This is a genomic window from Algirhabdus cladophorae, from assembly GCF_044772865.1.
In the GTDB taxonomy this organism is placed as follows: Bacteria; Pseudomonadota; Alphaproteobacteria; order Rhodobacterales; family Rhodobacteraceae; genus Algirhabdus; species Algirhabdus cladophorae.
On the sequence record NZ_CP173029.1, the window covers coordinates 2,252,690 to 2,270,001 of the forward strand.

The 17,312-nt window shown below is 55.5% G+C and carries 17 protein-coding genes; 7 read left to right on the forward strand and 10 right to left on the reverse strand.

The genetic code is table 11. The annotated features are described in order from the left end of the window. Positions 1-28: 28 nt before the first annotated feature. The 3 genes from ACIRQ6_RS10760 to ACIRQ6_RS10770 all read right to left on the reverse strand — a co-directional run bounded on the left by ACIRQ6_RS10760 (position 29) and on the right by ACIRQ6_RS10770 (position 2,272). The gene (locus ACIRQ6_RS10760; RefSeq protein ID WP_420860587.1) at positions 29-796 is read right to left on the reverse strand and encodes a hypothetical protein; all 768 of its coding nucleotides are present in this window, start codon (positions 794-796) and stop codon (positions 29-31) included. An 81-nt stretch (positions 797-877) separates the two neighbouring features. Beyond that, on the reverse strand, positions 878-1,375 hold the full coding sequence (locus ACIRQ6_RS10765) for a nuclear transport factor 2 family protein (protein ID WP_420860588.1): 498 nt from the start codon (positions 1,373-1,375) through the stop codon (positions 878-880). A gap of 51 nt (positions 1,376-1,426) precedes the next feature. Beyond that, positions 1,427-2,272: a nuclear transport factor 2 family protein gene (locus ACIRQ6_RS10770; protein ID WP_420860589.1), complete on the reverse strand. Its 846-nt coding sequence runs from the start codon at positions 2,270-2,272 to the stop codon at positions 1,427-1,429. A 15-nt stretch (positions 2,273-2,287) separates the two neighbouring features. On the opposite strand from ACIRQ6_RS10770, the gene ACIRQ6_RS10775 reads away from it, so the two are divergent. Then, complete coding sequence (locus ACIRQ6_RS10775; protein WP_420860590.1) at positions 2,288-3,286, forward strand: LysR family transcriptional regulator; 999 nt, start codon at positions 2,288-2,290, stop codon at positions 3,284-3,286. A gap of 32 nt (positions 3,287-3,318) precedes the next feature. Here the strand turns inward: ACIRQ6_RS10775 and ACIRQ6_RS10780 are convergent, their stop codons facing one another. The 5 genes from ACIRQ6_RS10780 to ACIRQ6_RS10800 form a co-directional block, all read right to left on the reverse strand. Next, positions 3,319-3,882 carry a TetR/AcrR family transcriptional regulator gene (locus tag ACIRQ6_RS10780; protein ID WP_420860591.1) on the reverse strand — a complete coding sequence of 188 codons (564 nt, stop codon included), beginning with the start codon at positions 3,880-3,882 and terminating at the stop codon, positions 3,319-3,321. Then, on the reverse strand, positions 3,866-4,945 hold the full coding sequence (locus ACIRQ6_RS10785) for a flavin monoamine oxidase family protein (RefSeq protein WP_420860592.1): 1,080 nt from the start codon (positions 4,943-4,945) through the stop codon (positions 3,866-3,868). Before ACIRQ6_RS10785 ends, ACIRQ6_RS10780 begins: the two co-directional genes overlap by 17 nt. Continuing rightward, on the reverse strand, positions 4,942-5,613 hold the full coding sequence (locus tag ACIRQ6_RS10790; RefSeq protein ID WP_420860593.1) for a cupin domain-containing protein: 672 nt from the start codon (positions 5,611-5,613) through the stop codon (positions 4,942-4,944). The genes ACIRQ6_RS10785 and ACIRQ6_RS10790 overlap by 4 nt, the downstream gene beginning before the upstream one ends. Positions 5,614-5,744: 131 nt before the next feature. Further along, positions 5,745-5,942 (reverse strand): hypothetical protein, encoded by a 198-nt coding sequence (locus ACIRQ6_RS10795; protein ID WP_420860594.1) that lies wholly within the window; start codon positions 5,940-5,942, stop codon positions 5,745-5,747. Further along, positions 5,939-6,706 (reverse strand): DUF6502 family protein, encoded by a 768-nt coding sequence (locus ACIRQ6_RS10800; RefSeq protein ID WP_420860595.1) that lies wholly within the window; start codon positions 6,704-6,706, stop codon positions 5,939-5,941. The genes ACIRQ6_RS10795 and ACIRQ6_RS10800 overlap by 4 nt, the downstream gene beginning before the upstream one ends. Positions 6,707-6,881: 175 nt before the next feature. Between ACIRQ6_RS10800 and ACIRQ6_RS10805 the strand changes: the two genes are divergently transcribed. After that, positions 6,882-8,099, forward strand: coding sequence for a vWA domain-containing protein (locus ACIRQ6_RS10805; RefSeq protein WP_420860596.1), 1,218 nt, complete (start codon positions 6,882-6,884; stop codon positions 8,097-8,099). An 18-nt stretch (positions 8,100-8,117) separates the two neighbouring features. On the opposite strand, the gene ACIRQ6_RS10810 is transcribed toward ACIRQ6_RS10805, so the two are convergent. Further along, positions 8,118-8,849, reverse strand: coding sequence for an FCD domain-containing protein (locus ACIRQ6_RS10810; RefSeq protein WP_420860597.1), 732 nt, complete (start codon positions 8,847-8,849; stop codon positions 8,118-8,120). 145 nt (positions 8,850-8,994) lie between these two features. On the opposite strand from ACIRQ6_RS10810, the gene ACIRQ6_RS10815 reads away from it, so the two are divergent. The 3 genes from ACIRQ6_RS10815 to ACIRQ6_RS10825 are packed head-to-tail and all read left to right on the forward strand — an operon-like array spanning position 8,995 to position 11,910. Beyond that, entirely contained in the window at positions 8,995-10,104 is a 1,110-nt protein-coding gene (locus ACIRQ6_RS10815) for a mandelate racemase/muconate lactonizing enzyme family protein (RefSeq protein ID WP_420860598.1), read from the forward strand. 4 nt (positions 10,105-10,108) lie between these two features. Next, the gene (locus ACIRQ6_RS10820; RefSeq protein WP_420860599.1) at positions 10,109-11,149 is read left to right on the forward strand and encodes a zinc-dependent alcohol dehydrogenase; all 1,041 of its coding nucleotides are present in this window, start codon (positions 10,109-10,111) and stop codon (positions 11,147-11,149) included. Continuing rightward, complete coding sequence (locus tag ACIRQ6_RS10825; RefSeq protein WP_420860600.1) at positions 11,146-11,910, forward strand: SDR family oxidoreductase; 765 nt, start codon at positions 11,146-11,148, stop codon at positions 11,908-11,910. The genes ACIRQ6_RS10820 and ACIRQ6_RS10825 overlap by 4 nt, the downstream gene beginning before the upstream one ends. Before the next feature lie 11 nt (positions 11,911-11,921). On the opposite strand, the gene ACIRQ6_RS10830 is transcribed toward ACIRQ6_RS10825, so the two are convergent. Continuing rightward, positions 11,922-13,103: a cytochrome P450 gene (locus tag ACIRQ6_RS10830; protein WP_420860601.1), complete on the reverse strand. Its 1,182-nt coding sequence runs from the start codon at positions 13,101-13,103 to the stop codon at positions 11,922-11,924. A 248-nt stretch (positions 13,104-13,351) separates the two neighbouring features. Between ACIRQ6_RS10830 and ACIRQ6_RS10835 the strand changes: the two genes are divergently transcribed. Together ACIRQ6_RS10835 and ACIRQ6_RS10840 are read left to right on the forward strand one after the other, a co-directional pair. After that, complete coding sequence (locus tag ACIRQ6_RS10835) at positions 13,352-15,757, forward strand: GcvT family protein (RefSeq protein WP_420860602.1); 2,406 nt, start codon at positions 13,352-13,354, stop codon at positions 15,755-15,757. After that, a complete protein-coding gene (locus ACIRQ6_RS10840; RefSeq protein WP_420860603.1) occupies positions 15,726-17,309 on the forward strand; it encodes a trimethylamine methyltransferase family protein in 1,584 nt (527 codons plus the stop codon). Before ACIRQ6_RS10835 ends, ACIRQ6_RS10840 begins: the two co-directional genes overlap by 32 nt. Positions 17,310-17,312 lie beyond the last annotated feature (3 nt).

Genomic DNA, 17,312 nt, shown 5'->3' on the forward strand with positions numbered 1-17,312 from the left:
TAATCCATGCTAGATGGGTGCAAAAGGCTTAGAACTTGCCGGAATTGCCCCATTGATCTCGTGGGCTGATTTCCTCTTCATTCATCCAATGTTCCACGATTTTGCCATCTGCAACGCGGTAAATGTCAAAGGCTGCAATGTCTTTGTCGCCTGCACGGCGCTTGCAATAGGTCGTGACAAAATCGCCTTGCCCGACCAGTTGGAACAACATCTCGAACTGACCAGCCGCATCAGAGGCAAGCCATTCCGCCAGCCCAGAACGCCCCGCCCCGATGGTCGCTGCGTGTTCGATCAGATCTTCGGCGACAAACTGGTCCAACTTGCTGACATCGGCTTCCTGGCGCACTTGTTTGGTGTATTCCAAAACCACATCTTTACTGGCCTGCGTGTTTGCGGCCAAATTCACCTCACGTGCACCGCCAACCATGTCTTCGCCAGACAGGGTTTCGGGTTTGTATTCAGCAATCGTATCCCAATGTTCCAGGATCAGACCTTTGGCGTCCGTGTAGAATAGATCCATAGTCACCCATTGTGCCGCACCTTTGTTGAGCGACTGGTAGGCGCTGCAAAACACCCACGGTCCATCCTCAAAGATGCGCACAATCTCAATCTCGCGATCTGGGTTGCGCTCCACAAACGGCTCGAAGAAGGTAAGGAACCCTTCTGCCCCATCCCCAACCCCGGTCGAATGCTGGGTGTAGCGGTGGCCTGTGTATTTATCGACGGCCTCGCGCGCGTTGCCGCCAGCGATCCCTTCCAGATAAATACCTTTTACGTTGTCTAGCCCTGTCCCCATTTCGAGGCTCCTTGTCTGCCTAAATCCATAGTGAATTGCGAACTCCCAAGGCCCGAAGGCGGGCTCTGGGAAGAATGTTCGTTACTTGGCGTGGTAGGCTTGGCTCATGGCAAAGCTATCTTCAAACCAGTTCCACAAAACAACTTGGCCGTCTTTCACTTTGGCGCGCAAAGCAAAAGTAAATTCACCGACTTCTTTGCCGCTGTGTGTTGTAATGCCGTTCATCCGGCCAAAGACAGCAACCGTGTCACCCGACGCAAAAGCGTCTTGGTTTTCCCACTTGGTTGTCTGCAAGTTTGCCCCAAACACACCCAAGAACTCAAAGATTGCTTCTTTGCCTTTGATGTCGCCACGGATCCACGGGAGCGATGTGTCACCTTCGTTGTGCCAGACCATATCATCGGCCATTAAAGCGCCCATTTTGTCCATATCGCCGCTGCCCATGGCACCCATGAAAGCCATGACGGTGTCGAATGTTGCTTGTGTTGTTTCGTCCATTTCCTGTGCTCCTGCCTGTTGTGAAAGGGTTAGCGCCAATGCGCCGGCCAACGTGGTTGTCATAAATATTCTGCGATCCATCTTGGGTCTCCTTTGGGTTTGGCGCCCCGCGAAACGGGGCGGCGGATGGTGTTAAAATTTGCCAGCCTCATTGTGTTTGGCATCAGGGCCAGGCATCGGGGCGATTACGTCCCAATGTTCGACAATGAGACCATCCTCTAGCCGGAAGAGGTCGTAAAACGCCTGAGGTGCGCCGCCAAACGTGCCTTCGGACATAGACAAAACGAAATTGCCTTCGCCGATGATTTTATGCACTTTCGAGTAGTCCATAGTGATGCCTTTGGCCGCCATATCTTTCATGAACGCGCCAAAGCCAGCAAGGCCATCGGCCACATCAGGATTATGCTGGATGTAGGTCTGGGGGCTGATGTATTGGGTGATGTCCACATCTTCGTGATTGATCATCGATCGTGTCAAAAACTCTTCAACCTTGGCCTTGTTGGCGTCAGTTTTGTCCAGATCTGTGATCTCGGTTGCGCCGTCAATTTGGCTGCGACCCGAGGGGTTTAGCGGCTTTTCTTCAATCAAATTATCCCAATGTTCGACGATCATACCGTCTTCCAACCGAAAGACATCAAAGGCGATCATCGGTGTTGGCCCGAACCCAACATAACGACCGTGAAAAGCCACAATATCGTCGTCTGCAATGACACGGACAAAATCCGCTGAAAATTGGCCGCTGGCATGCAACTGACCAATAAGACCCTTCAATGCGTCCGTACCGTTAGGAACGTCGGGATTGTGTTGGATGTAGCCCGGATCGAAATACATATCGATCGCCGCCAAATTACCGTTGCCCAGCGCCCCGGTTACGGCCTTGGTGGCAATGGCTTTATTGTCCAGATGTCCATCGGCTAGTGCGGGGCCCATTGTCGTCAGAACCAGCGCTGAGGCTGTCACTACGTCTCTTAATTTCATAATATTGCTCCCGATATGTTCGCGTTGTTGCCCGGCAAGGGCACGGTTCAAGCGCGCAAGGTATTGACCATCCGCAAGGCGAACAAGTATGCCTCACCAGACTTAATAATTCGGCTGGGGCGAACAATGATTGAAAAGCTGCGCAATATCGCGATCTTTTCCACTGTGGTGGAACAAGGGACGTTTCGGGCAGCGGCCCTTTATTTGGGGCTGGCCCCGTCACGCGTCAGCGAGATCGTCTCGGATCTGGAGGCCGATTTGGGTGTTACACTGCTCTATCGAACCACGCGTCAGCTATCAATGACCGCCGAAGGGGTGATCCTGCATGAACAGGCCAAAGCGATGTTGGCCGCAGCTGAAACCGGGTTGGATGCCATCAATCCTGCCTCGCATGATCCGAATGGCATGCTGCGGATCACGGCCCCGGCATTCGTCACCCAGACCGAACTGATAGATCATTTCGCAGCTTTTGCGAAAGCCTATCCAAAGATCGAACTGCGCTTTGATTTTTCCGACAGTCCGCGCGATCTGATCGCTGAAGGGTACGATCTGGGCCTCAGGGTTGGTTGGGGCCAAGAAAACGTTCTCAAGTCGCGCAAGCTTGGCAAATTTGACCGGCTGCTGGTGGCAAGCCCCGACTACATGGCCAGTCGCAAAACGCCGACGCACGCTCTGGATCTGAAGGACTGGGATTGGATCGGATTTGACTTCCGGCCTGACTATACCGAAATGACGTCCCCCACGGGAGAAGCGTTTCAGATCCGCGAAAAGTCTCGCCTGTCAACCAATTCTGCAGACTCGCTTTATGAGTTTGCCGTGCGCGGACTGGGCATATCAGCAATTCCTGAAAATCTGGCCTGTCGCGGCTTTGACCGGGGTGAATTGGTGCATGTCTTGCCCGGCTGGAAGCCGCGGGGGCTATGGTATCAGGCGCTGTGGCCGGATCAATCTCGCCGCGAAAATCTTACGACACTCTTGGTTCAATTTCTTGCGGATGCCCATCCAAATCCGTAAGGGCGCCATCGTTTATTGACGTTTATGTACCGCTACAACCGGTCCTGCAAAAGCTGGACCGCCCGATCAAAGGGCACAAGGTTGTTTTGCGCCCGCGCGGCCAGTTGTGCCCCTTCCAGCAAAGCCAAAGTGGCCTGTGCCTCACAGCCTGCATCGCCAAGATTGGCAATTGAGCCATCTAAATGGGCCAATTCAAACACAGCTTCGAGCCACTCCAAAATCGCTTGGCGCAGAGACGTGACCTGATCCATGGCATCTGGCGGCAGGCTATCCCGACCAGAAGAGAACGCCACGCAAAGACACAGACAATCCCCGCCTTCGAGGGCAGCACGGTAGTGATCAATCGTGGCATTCAGGCGCCCGGCAGCACTGGCATGTTGGGCCTTAAAGCCCTCCGTCGCCCGTAAAAACCTTTCAAAATACCGCTGAACCAAGGTTGTCGCCAACACAGATTTATTCGGGAAATGATAATGAACGCTGGCTTTGCGGATGCCAATCTGCTGAGCCAAATCGCCATAACTAAAGCCGTCGTATCCACGCCGCCGCGCCGCATGCTCGGCCGCATCCAAAAGGGTGGTTCTAGTATCTAACGCCATCAGCAACCTCCTGTGTGTCCGGGACAAGTGCATGAAAAACAATTTCCGCCGCTTCTAATGCGCCTTCCAAAAAGCCACCAAATTGCGGCGCCATTTCCGTACTGCCAAAGTGCAGTCGGTTTGCCCAAAGACCTTCGCAGCCCATCGGTAAACCATAGCGCGGATGGGCGTGCAAAGGGGCGGCGTCGGCCGGAACCGACGTCATAGGATCCATAGCCCAATCTTTGAGCAGCAGTGCCCTTGGAGAGGCCGCTTGGGGACCAAAAATGCGCACAAACTGTTCTAGGATCTGGTCGCGCAAACCTACCTCATCTGTACGTTGCATAGCAGGAACACCCAAAAAACCGAACAATCCGTAAGGCCCACCTGACGCAGGCGAGGCGTCATGGATTTCGACCATTGGCCCAATCCGACTACTGGCGTCGCCCGACAACCCCGCATCGCGCCAAAACGCCTGATCATAGACTGCAATGGCTTTGGCATGCCCTGCCATCCATGTAGGGACGGTCGCAAGACTGGTCATCGCGGCTTGCGGTAAGAGAGGCGTGAAGTCTAATGTGCCAGCCACACGCGGTGGAATGGCCAGAACAACATGATCAGCCGTCAACGTGGCACCATCCGCCAACCCCGCGACAATCCCGTCTTGGGTTTTGGTCAGGGACACCACTTGGGCCTGGGTGCGGAGTTTGGCAGCAGGCAAGGTTTGCACCAAAGCGTCAGTAAATGCTGCAATCCCACCCGCAACACGCAGCGATCCCTGCATTGATGCAAACTCACCAGCCGTATGGACCTGACCGTTTGTGTCCTCATAGCAAAATGAGCCTTGCGAGAATTGTTCAAAATACTCCAAGCGCAACTTGCCGATAAGCTTGGCAATGCGGGGCTGGCCGGGCCAAAACCACGCAGGCCCCAAATCAAAGGCACTATCGCCCACATGTTCAGTCAAAATCCGGCCACCAAACCGATCCCGCGCCTCGACTAGACAAAAATCACGGCCAGCCTCGGACAAGTGATAGGCCAGCGACAAGCCCGCCAAGCCGCCACCTACAATAAGCGTTTTCATGAGACGGCCGGTGGTTGGGCAAAGGGCAAATGACCGGTTTTCATCCAGACCTTCGCGCCCGCGTCCCCTGCAACACAAGTCAGGCTCTGCCCCTGTGGTAACCGCAGCCAACCGCCTTTGCCAAGTGTATCGGCGCCTTCTGTGATCGACCCTTCCAAAACGAAAACCTCCATGCCACCTGCTGCATCAGAGTGCAGACCCGCCCCAGCCTCGAGCGTGGTGTAGGTCACTGTCTCGCGGTCGTCTTGGTGCAAAATCGCGGTGGCTGCCCCGTCGATCATTTTGGCTGGTTCATCGGCCATCATCTTGCGGAACTGGGTGCGGTCCTGCAGATCAAACTGCCAGAGTTTGACAAAAATCACACAGCCTAGATCCGAACGCGGTGTGTGCGCTGTGGTGGGCGGATTACGCACGTAGGTTCCCGCAGGAAAATCCCCATGCTCATCTTGAAAAACGCCTTCAAGCACGATGAACTCTTCGCCGCCTGTATGGGTATGTTGTGAAAAATTGCTGCCAGCGGCGTAGCGCACGATGGAGGTCGCGCGCGCAACCTCGCCACCTAACCGGTCCAACATGCGCCGGTCCACACCAGCCATGGGCGAGGCCACCCAATCGATCTGTTCAGAGTGCACGACAACGCGCGCGGAAAAATCATCATTCAAGTCCATCTCAATCCCTTCCCGAGGCTGTCAGAAGGCAAAACCAAAGCTGTTTGGCTTGCTTCAGGCAACCTACCTACCAATAGGTAGGCAAATTGACAAGGGATTGATAGGCCTGCAAAGCCCAATGCCTCAAATTGCTAAGGCTGAGGGCAGCCCGTCCCACCGATCCCGTCCCCCGACACTGCATCCAGATCGCCGCATTCAACGGCTTTTGGGATCATCATTGGTTCCGCAAGGACTTCGTTCTCCATGATGACGGCCGGCTCGGTCATTGGGCTGCAAGCCGTTAGGCCAAAGAGGCCAACACTCAGGATCAAACGCTTCAACGGGATCATTTTGGGTCCTTTGTATGATAAAAATACCCACCTGCCCGAAACCGATGCGGGCCACGCTGGGTGTTGTCATTTTTCAAGGCAGCAGCCGCATCGCTTAGGTCCTCGAGCACCTTCATCTGGAGGGCGGCGTGTTTGGCTTTGAGGGTCTCAAGCTGTGCCTCGGTCAGGTCACCGTAATGCACGGCACGCTCAAAATGTTTTGGCAATTGTCCTAAAACATTATCCGTTGCGGCCTCAAGGTGATCACCCAGATTTGCGGCCAGATAGGCAATTTGATCCTCAGACCCTGACACGGGCTGATACGACATCTGAATCAAGTGCACTTGCTGATCGGCGCCTTGATCTGGCTCTCGAATTTCAACCGTTCCGGCCTGAACCAGCGTGTCGAGCATGGTACGCGGATGCACATCCTTTCGGACCAGTCGCGCTAGGGTTTCAAAGGAAGGCTCGGGGCCATTTTTGGGCAACATCACTGGCTGGCCGTCCCCACTGTACGGGGACCGTGTGCGCCATAGGGCGACCAGGCGCGACAGATGATTTGGCCGTTCAGCGGTGCCATCAAGGGCCTTGATCCGCGCGATGTCGCGCCTTTGCAATCCAGTGAGAACCGACACCCGGCTGTCTGTGGCTTTGTCGCCGGCGGCGCGTTGGGCCGCATCCACGTAGTGCGCTTTAAACCGTTCGGCAAAGTCAGGAAACAACAGGCCATGCGCCACGGCAAATCGGGCAAGCGCGGAAAGAAATGGATCAACCAGGCTAAGCATAATGTGCAAAATACACATTTGTATTGACAAAGGCAAGCTGGACAAAATATGTGCATTTTACACATATTTCTGAAAGAGCCATCCTATGCCAATCACCTTTCCAACCTCCCAGCTCAGAATTTTGACCCTTGCGGCCTCGTCCCTATTCTTGCTTGCAGGATGCGAAGGGGCGTCGATGTCTAGCGCCCCCAATCCCATGACCGAGCCGATGATGGAGGCTGACTTTGTCTTAGCCGACACAGCCCTGGTCATAGCGCCCGCAATTGCACCAAAGACGCGCAGCACAGGATCCGGTCCAACCCCGAAAGCGGGTGTTCTGACCGCAGGCGATATCGACGACACGCTGAATCTGCGCGCTTTTCGAACCTATCAAAAAGCAGCACAGCGCACGCTGGGATTGCCCAAAGTAGATCTTGCGGGCGCTATTGCATTACAACTCAAACACGCCGACGGCAGCCCTGCCCCGCATCTGCGCGTCACCTTGCGAGACCCTAAAAAATCTGCCCCCTTTTTTGACGGATATTCCGGTGTGGACGGGAACCTGACCGTGTTTCCCGCAGCTTTTGGTGCGCGCCCTCTGTCCAAAGTGAACCTCAGCGTGTTTCCAGTGGATCAGGGGCAGACGCATCGACAAACGCTATCTGCCTCCGCAAAACGCACTGTTATCACCGTGCCCTTTTCACCGGCACCTGCCCCGGATTTTTTGGATCTGGTCTTTGTGATGGACACAACAGGCAGCATGGCGGATGAGCTCAACTGGCTGACCAAAGATCTGGCACGCATCCTGCGCCAAGCCCGCAAATCTGCGCCAAAGGCCGCTTTGCGCTATGGGTTGGTTGTCTACCGTGATACGGGCGACAGCTATGTTGTGCGTAATTTCGGCTTTACCCAAAAACTGCCCACAATGCAGGGGTGGTTGCGCAATCAGCATGCGGCCGGCGGTGGCGATTATCCCGAGGCCGCAGATCGCGCCTTGCAGGCAGGTGTCGCGCTAAATTGGCGGCGTGGTGCAGGCAAGCGGTTGTTGTTTCATGTGGCCGATGCCCCGCCCCATACAAAAGATGCCAAAGCCTATTTGACGGCTGCCACCAAAGCCGCACAACAGAACATCCAAATTTATGGTATCGGGGCCAGCGGGGTTGCCGCAGAATCCGAATACCTGATGCGGCAGGCCTCGGCGGTGACTTCTGGGCGGTATCTGTTCCTGACCGATGACAGCGGTGTTGGTCACCGCCATGCAGAGCCGACAATCTCATGCTACCGCGCCACGGACCTTAGCAGTTTGGTCACCCGTGTGATCAAAAGTGAATTGTCAGGGCAACGGATCGAGGCAAAAGACCGCGATATTATCCGCCGTGTGGGCAGTTACAAACGTGGGCGCTGCCTGAATTAGACCAGCCAGAGGCGGTGTCTATTCCGTGCCAAAGGTCTGTTTGATCTGATCCCAGGCCGTGTTCAAATGTGATCTCAACGCCGCCTCGGCCGCATCCTTGTCTCGCATCAAAATAGCCTCAAAGATCATCTGGTGGGCCTCAAAATTACTTTGGTTCAAGGCCGCATCTCGAGGCAGTTGCGACCATTGGGGCACCAGCCAAGTTTCATAGGCTTTGTGGATGGCAGGCAGGATCGGATTGCCACTCATTTGATACAGAACCTGATGGAACTGGGCATCGGTTTCATAAAACCGCGCACTGTCATGAATGGCGGCTTCGTTGAGATCCAGTGCGGCCTTGAGAGCAGCGATGCCCTCTTTGCCCGCCGCATCTGCCGCTTCACGGACCAGAGCCGATTCCACCAGAATGCGCGTTTCAAACAGATGACGAATCCCACCGGGCTGGGTCAACAAATGCAGCGCAATGCCTTCTGTGGCTTGCAACGCCGCTGCAATGCCGGGTTTGCGCACCACGGGTCGGTAGCGCGGACGGGTTTCGACCAAGCCCTTAGAGGACAAGGTTGTGATCGCCTCGCGAATAACTGTCCGACTGACGTCAAAGCGTTGCATTAAATCCCGCTCGGTCGGCAGGGTCGCCCCATCGGCCAAGGTGCCCGTTTGGATGTCTTGTTGCAGCGCAAACACGATGGAATCAGCCGCACGAACAGAAGCTGTTGGCGATGTCTGGCGGTCAGGATGATCCAGATCCATAGTGATTTTCCCTGTGGACAGGCCACATCAGGCCCCGTTTGTCTGACCAAACCATGACAGGCCTCGTGATTATTGACAAGGATACGGCATGTTGCGTAGGTTCAGGCAAGTTTGGTCGGACCAAACTGCGCTGTGGGAGGCTATCGTGACATTATCAGCTGGCTCTAGGGCAATCACATCGGTTCAGGTGCAGCGCTTTAATCTACCGTTGGACGAAGTGCTCAGCGATGCAAAACATGGCGATCACACGCATTTTGAGTTGATCACAGCAACCGTGACCCTGACCGACGGCAGCACCGGCACCGGCTACACCTACACAGGTGGCAAAGGGGGCCATGCGATCAAGGCGATGATCGAACATGATTTGGCGCCCTTCCTCATCGGCCAAGACGCACAAGACGTCGAAACGCTCTATGAAGCAATGCAATGGCATGTGCACTATGTGGCCCGGGGCGGCATTGCCAGCTTTGCCATATCAGCGGTGGATATTGCGCTGTGGGATCTGCGCGGTACTGCAAACGGGACGCCTTTGTGGAAAATGGCAGGTGGGGCTGCTGATCGGTGCAAGGCCTACGCAGGCGGCATTGATCTGAACTTTCCCCTGCCCAAACTGCTGGACTCAATTCGCGGCTATCTGGCGCGAGGCCACAACGGGGTTAAGATCAAAATTGGCCAACCAGACCTCGCCGATGATGTTGCACGCATCGCGGCCATTCGCGAGTTGATTGGACCCGATGTGGCCTTCATGGTCGACGCCAATTACGGGATGACTGTGAGCGAGGCGATTACAGCGGCAAACGCATTTAAACCCTATGACCTGCTTTGGTTCGAGGAACCGACAATCCCGGACGACTATGCAGGCTACGGTAAAATTGCCGAGGCCACTGGCATGCCGCTGGCTATGGGTGAAAACCTGCACACCATCCATGAATTTGAATATGCTTTTGCGCAATCCAAACTGTCCTTTGTCCAACCAGATGCCTCAAACTGTGGTGGCATCACAGGCTGGCTGCAAGTGGCTGATCTGGCGCAGAAAAACAGTGTTCCGGTGTGTAGCCACGGCATGCAAGAACTGCACGTAAGCCTCATGTCGGGACAGAAAAATGCGGGCTGGCTTGAGGTTCATTCATTCCCCATTGACCAATACACCACCAGACCGCTGGTGATCGAGGATCACCTTGCAGTCGCCCCCAATACGCCCGGAACCGGCGTGACATTCGACTGGGACAAACTCAACACCATGCATCAAGGATAGCGACATGACCGAACAAACGATCTCTGCGGCGTTCTACCGAGGGGGCAAAAGCTTTGCTGTGGAACAGACCACAGCCCCTGCCCCAAAACCCGGTGAAGTGTCGGTCCGTGTGGCCTATTGCGGCATCTGTGGCACCGATATGCATGTCTATCACGGCAACATGGACGCCCGCGTCGGATTTAACCGGGTCATCGGCCACGAGATGTCGGGCGTGGTCGCCGCTATTGGCGAGGGTGTCGATACAGTGACCTTGGGCCAAAAAGTGGTTGTACGTCCCTTGGATCATTGCGGTGACTGCCCAGCCTGTGATGCCGGTCACAGACACATCTGTCACAAGCTGAAGTTTTTAGGCCTCGATACTGATGGCGCGATGCAAGAAATTTGGACAGTCCCGGCCCACACATTGCATGGCTTGCCAGATGAGTTGCGGCTGGATCATGCGGCCTTGATCGAACCGGTTGCGGTCGCCTGCCACGATGTGCGGTTGTCGCAGCTGAAAGAAGGCGAAGATGTCGTGGTCATCGGCGGTGGCCCCATCGGGATTTTGGTGGCCATGGTTGCGCGCGATGCTGGTGGTAAGGTTGTCGTGTCGGAAGTGAACCCAAACCGTCTGAAAATCGCGCAAAAACTTGGGTTCAAAACCATCAACCCCGCTGAGGCGGATCTGACGGCCGAGATCAACGCGATCACTGGCGACAAAGGGGCCGATGTGGTCTTCGAAGTGTCAGGCACACAGCCCGGCGTAGACGCCATGACGCAAGTGGCCGCCACCCGCGCCCGGATCGTGATGGTCGCTATTCACGCCCAAAAGCCGCAGATTGATTTGTTCCAGTTCTTTTGGCGCGAACTTCAATTGATCGGCGCCCGTGTGTATGAGCCTGAGGACTATGAAAAGGCCATCGGCATCATTTCGTCCGGCGGCGTGGACGCTGACACGGTTATCACCGATGTGGCGGCCCTTGAGGATATTCAAACCGCGTTCGAAAGCCTTGATCGTTCGCCTACAGCCCTCAAAAGCCTTATTAAAGTGGGAGCAGACTTATGAGCCTTGATATGTTCGACCTCAGCGGAAAAACGGCGCTGGTTACAGGTGCAAAACGCGGCATCGGGCGCGGTATGGCCGAAGCACTGGCCGGCGCAGGCGCGGATATTATCGGCGTCAGCGCCACTTTGGCTCCGGGCAGTGAAGTTGAAGCTGCCGTGACCGCCATGGGCCGCGATTTCCAAGGCTATAGTTGCGACTTTAGCGACCGCGCGGCGCTGAACAGCTTTATTGCGCAGTTGGATGCTGATGGCATTGCCCCTGACATTCTGATCAACAACGCAGGCACAATTTTGCGCAAACCGGCGACAGAACATCCCGATGAATATTGGGACAAAGTCGTCGAAGTGAACCTGTCATCGCAATTTGTCCTCAGCCGTGAGATTGGCAAAAAAATGGTTGCACGGGGGGCTGGCAAGATCATTTTCACAGCCTCCCTTTTGACGTTTCAGGGCGGGATCACTGTACCGGGCTACGCGGCCTCAAAAGGCGGCATTGGGCAACTGACCAAAGCGCTGGCCAACGAATGGGCTGGCAAAGGTGTGAATGTAAACGCCATCGCCCCGGGCTATATCGCAACGGACAACACCCAAGCGTTGCAGGATGATCCTGATCGTTCGAAGTCTATTTTGGAACGCATTCCAGCCGGTCGTTGGGGCACACCACAGGATTTTGCAGGACCCGCCGTCTTCCTTGCCTCAAACGCCTCAAACTACGTCAATGGCGAGATCCTTACCGTGGACGGCGGTTGGATGGGGCGCTGATCCAACGCGCATCAGGTCATGTGGATCTCTAGGCTTTTGAGGCCTCGATCCTCGTGACCTTTTTCCCAAACAGGCGCGCCGGACAGTGCGATGTTTGAACTGCGTTTGATCAAACGCTCGAGGGCCACTGACATTTCCAAACGCGCCAATTGTGCGCCGGGGCAAGAATGCATGCCCGCCCCAAAGGAAAAGTTGCGTACCCGTGGACGCGTGATGTCAAACTTTTGCGGATCCGGCATGCAAGCGGGATCGCGGTTGGCCGAAGGCACCAAGACATAAACCAAATCACCTTCCTTGAGCGGAATGGATTTGTAATCAAAGTCGCGCAAAACAGCGTGCGGCATGGCCCACGGCAAGGGCGCAAATCGCATGCCTTCGTCCACTGCACGCAGGCACAGGCTGGGATCCGCACGCAGCTTTGCCATTTCTTCCGGATGGTTGAGCAAAGCCAATAGGATTAGGGGCAATTGGGTGCGCGTGGTATCAACGCCAGCGGCGGCAAGTTCCGTGGATAAATAAACCAGTTCATCTTCGGACATCCGATCGCCATCAACCTCTGCAACCATCAGTTCGCTGAACAGGTCGTCCCCTATTTTGCCATCGCGGCTGGCCAACAGATCCCGCAGATAGCCGTGCATCTGACGATTGGCCTCTTCGACTTTTTCGATGCCAGTACCGGTTTGCAGCGAATCCAATTTGCGGCCACCGATCCGGATCCAGTCGTTCAGACCTTGGGCATTTTCATAAGGCACACCGAACATCGGGCCCAAAATCCGTGCAGGCAATGGATCGGCAAATTGGCTGCAAAACTCGATCTTGCCATCCTGCCGGAACGCGCCGATCAGTTCGTCAGAGATCTGGGTGACTGTCTCGCGCATGCCCTCGATCACCCGGTCGCGCAAAGCCATTTTGACCAAACGGGACAGGCGGGCATGTTGATCCCCGTGCATGTTCAACAGTTCATGCTCGATGGCTTTGGCCAGATAGGGGCTGCGCGTTTTGTCAATATTATCAAAGGCAAACCGGAATTCCGCACAGCGAAAAACTTCAACAGCGTCTTCTTGATTGAGGACAACCAAACTTCCATTCGACAGCTTTGCAAAAGGGCCTTGTGCGCGCAGTTCTTCGATAAACCCGTATTTGTTTTGCTTAAACCTTGCGTCGTTCAACTCAATAACGGGGAGGTCCGGCACGGGTGGGATCCTTTCGGTCTGGGCGGTATTCTCAGGACCGTCGCTGGCCACGGCCCCCAAAACGCTAGCGCCTCACCACGCAAAGCGCAAACGCAAGGCTGTTTTAGAACATAGGACAACTGCCCTTTATTTTCTTTCTGGACAGGTTTGTCTATTAGTGATTGAACTATTGGACAGAAGTGACCAGAGCCCACAGTTGCCACACAAAGGGGCTTGGCCAAATTCACAAACAAGAACAGGGGACCATCATGAAATCGCATTACCAGGCCGTTGTTATCGGGGGCGGCGTTGTGGGCACTTCAGTGTTGTATCATTTGGCAAAAATGGGCTGGACCGATGTCTGCTTGCTTGAACGCAGCGTTCTGACTGCCGGATCCAGCTGGCATGCTGCGGGCGGTTTTCATGCGTTGAATGCGGACCCTAATATTGCCAGCCTTCAGGCCTATACCATTGATTTGCTTGGCGAGATCGAAAAAGAATCCGGTCAATCCGTGGGGATGCATATGACCGGCGGCATGACCCTTGCGGGCACACCAGACCGCTGGGAATGGTTACAATCGGCTTACCGCACGTTCCAGTCCATTGGCATCGATGACGTCCACCTGATCACCCCTGAAGAAGCTGGCGAACTGTGTCCGATCATGTCAACGGAGGGGATAATTGGTGGAATGTGGGCCGACCGTGAGGGCTATGTTGATACCACTGGCACCGTTCATGCCTACGCTGGTGCTGCGAGAAAACACGGCGCAGACGTGATCGAACACACACGCGTTCTGGAGTTGATCCAAACCAAGGGCGGCTGGGACGTGGTGACCGACAAGGGCACGGTCCACACCGAACATGTGGTCAACGCAGCCGGTCTTTGGGCCAAACAGGTGGGACGCATGGCAGGCATCGAATTGCCGGTCAGCCCGCTGAACCACCACTACCTGATCTCCGACACCATCCCCGAAGTCGAGGCACTGGATAAAGAAATGCCCTTGGTGGTCGATTTGGAGGGCTTTACCTACATGCGCCAAGATCAAAACGGGCTGCTCCTTGGGATCTACGAAATTGACCATCAGCATTGGATGATGGACGGCGCGCCATGGGAATATGGGTTTGAACTGCAGCAAGAGGATCCAGACCGGATCGAAAAGGAACTCACCCTGGGCTTTGAGCGTTATCCAGCCTTGCAAGAGGTTGGTGTGAAAACATGGGTCAACGGCGCGTTTACCTTTGCGCCAGACGGCAATCCTTTGGTGGGCCCAGTGCGTGGAAAACCCGGTTACTGGTGTGCATGCGGTGTGATGGCCGGTTTTTTGCAAGGCGGTGGCGTGGGCAAATCCTTGGCCGAATGGATGATCCACGGTGAAACCGAGGCAGACGTCTATGGCATGGATGTGGCCCGTTTTGGTGACTACGCCGAGAACAAGCAATTCATCAAGGAAACCACGGGCCAATTCTACACCCGTCGCTTTGTGATGACCTATCCGAATGAACAATTGCCTGCGGGCCGTCCCTTGAAAATGGCCCCAGCCTATGCAGATATGACCGCCGCAGGCTGTCGTTGGGGGGCCAGTGCGGGGTTGGAAGTGCCGCTGTATTTCGCCCCATCCGAGGGATTTGAGGAAACCCCATCTCTGAAACGCTCCAATGCTTTTGATATCGTGGCCGAGGAATGCAAAGCCGTGCGCGAAAACGTGGGCCTTTTGGATATCTCGGGCTTTTCACGGTTTGAGGTGTCTGGCTCCGGGGCGCGCGCGTGGCTTGACCGGACCATGGCCTGCACCTTGCCCAAACCGGGTCGCGCAAAACTGGCCCCGATGCTGTCACCGCAGGGCAAATTGAAGGGCGATCTGACGCTCTTTAACTGGGGGGATGGCACCTGGTGGATTATGGGCAGCTACTACCTGCGCAACTGGCATATGCGGTGGTTCAGCGACCATATGGGAGAGGACGTTGTCCTGCACGATATCGCGGATGCGACGGTTGGGTTTTCCCTGTCCGGCCCGAACAGTCTCAAGGTTCTCGAAGCGGCAACAGACGGGCCCATTGCAGATCTGAAATTCATGGGATGCGGCAGCTTTGACATTGGGCTGATCCGCGCCAAAGTGGGGCGACTGTCCGTCGCGGGTGAACTAGGCTACGAGATCCACTGCAAAGCCGCGGAACATATTGCCCTGCGCAAGACCTTGATTGCGGCGGGTGCTGAATTTGGTTTGCGCGAAGTTGGGTTTAACGCACTTCTCAGCCTGCGCCTTGAGAAAAGTTTTGGCATTTGGTCCGCTGAATTCACCCAAGGCTATACCGCTGCACAAACCGGCATGGATCGCTGGATCGACTGGGACAAAGACTTTACCGGTAAGGCTGCGGCCATGGCCGAACGCGATGGCAACGGCCCTGCGCAAAAGATCGTAACCCTTGAAATTGATGCGACTGATGCGGATGCCACAGGTTTCGAGCCGATCTGGGCCGACGGTGTCGTCGTCGGCTTTGTCACGTCAGGCGGGTATGGTCACACCGTTGGCAAATCCATGGCGATGGCCATGATAAACCAAGAACACTGCGACCTTGGCACCGAATTAACGGTGCATATTGTCGGGGTGGAACGCAACGCGCGGGTGATCGCGCCCTCCCCCTATGATCCCTCTGGCACAGCGATGCGGGGTTAGGGGTTTGACCACAGAAACCTCGCCCCCCCGATCCCGCCGAACGGGCAGACGTGCGCAGTCCGGACCTCCGCCCTCCAAGCGTCAGGTCAACTACCACAACCTGCGCAACCCGTTTCCAACCATGGACGTGGTTTCAGCCGATCAAGTGGCGGCAATGCACGATACGGCGCTGAAGACACTACAGGACTTGGGCATCAAAGTCCTGCTGCCAGACGCCATTGAAATCTATCGCTCCGCCGGGGCGCGCGTTGTTGGCGATATGGTCTATATCGGGCGCGACATGGTGGAGGCGGCCCTTACGACCGCGCCTAAATCCATCCTTGGCAAAGCTGGCCACGCAGAAAAAGACCTGACTTTTGAACTGGGACGGATGATTTTTCAACCGGGTGCAGGGGCGCCTCATGCTACAGATTTGGTACGGGGTCGCCGCCCCGGATCGGCTGTTGACTATGAGGAGTATACAAAAATTAACCAGCACTTTGATGTGCTGCAAATGCTGTCTCCTTCAGTCGAACCCCAAGATGTCGCAACCCAAGTAAGGCACTATTTTACCGCGGAAAAACAACTAACGCTGTCAGATAAGTTTCCTTTCGTGTTCTCGCGCGGCACGCCCCAAGTCATGGATTGTTTTGAGATGATCCAACAGTTTCGCGGGGCGTCAGATGCAGATTTTGCGGCCAATCCCTATTGCTACACGATCATCAATACCAACAGCCCGCGCACACTCGATATTCCGATGGCACGGGGGCTGATAGACTTTGCCAAACACGGACAAATGTCGATTGTGACGCCGTTTACGCTGATGGGGGCCATGGCACCAATCACCGTGGCGGGCGCGATCACCCTTAGCCATGCCGAAGCATTGGCAGCAATCACATTAACCCAATTGGTGCGCCCCGGTGCGCCTATTTGTTATGGGACATTTACCTCGAACGTCGACATGAAATCCGGCGCGCCGGCCTTTGGCACGCCTGCGCACTTCCAAGCCTCACTCGCCGCCGGTCAACTCGCGCGGTTTATAGGATTGCCATGGCGCAGTGCTGCGGGATCGGCTTCAAACACAAATGACGTCCAAGCAGCCAACGAAAACCAAATGGGGCTTTGGGGATGCTTGATGGCTGGAGCCACTGTGATCATCCATTCTGCGGGCTGGTTGGAGGGCGGCCTGTCGGTCTCTTATGAAAAGATCATCACCGACGTCGAAGTCCTTAATATGGTCGCGGAACTTTGCGCTGGGACACAAGCAGGCGCAGACGAGATTGGCTATGACAGCGCTCTGTCGCACGTGGATCCCAGCGGACATTTTTTTGCCTGCCCGCAAACCATGGACCGCTACAACACCGAGTTTTACGAACCCATCGTGCACGATTACGCCAACTTTGGCACATGGACCGACCGCGGTGCCAAAGATGCCACCACTCGTGCTACAGAGGTGTGGCAGGAAATCGTAAGACGCGAGCCTCAGATCAATATCGATGGGGACAGGCTTAACGCGCTGAAAAATTACATCGCCAAACGCACCCAAGAGGGCGGCGCGCCGCCAGAAAGTTAACGC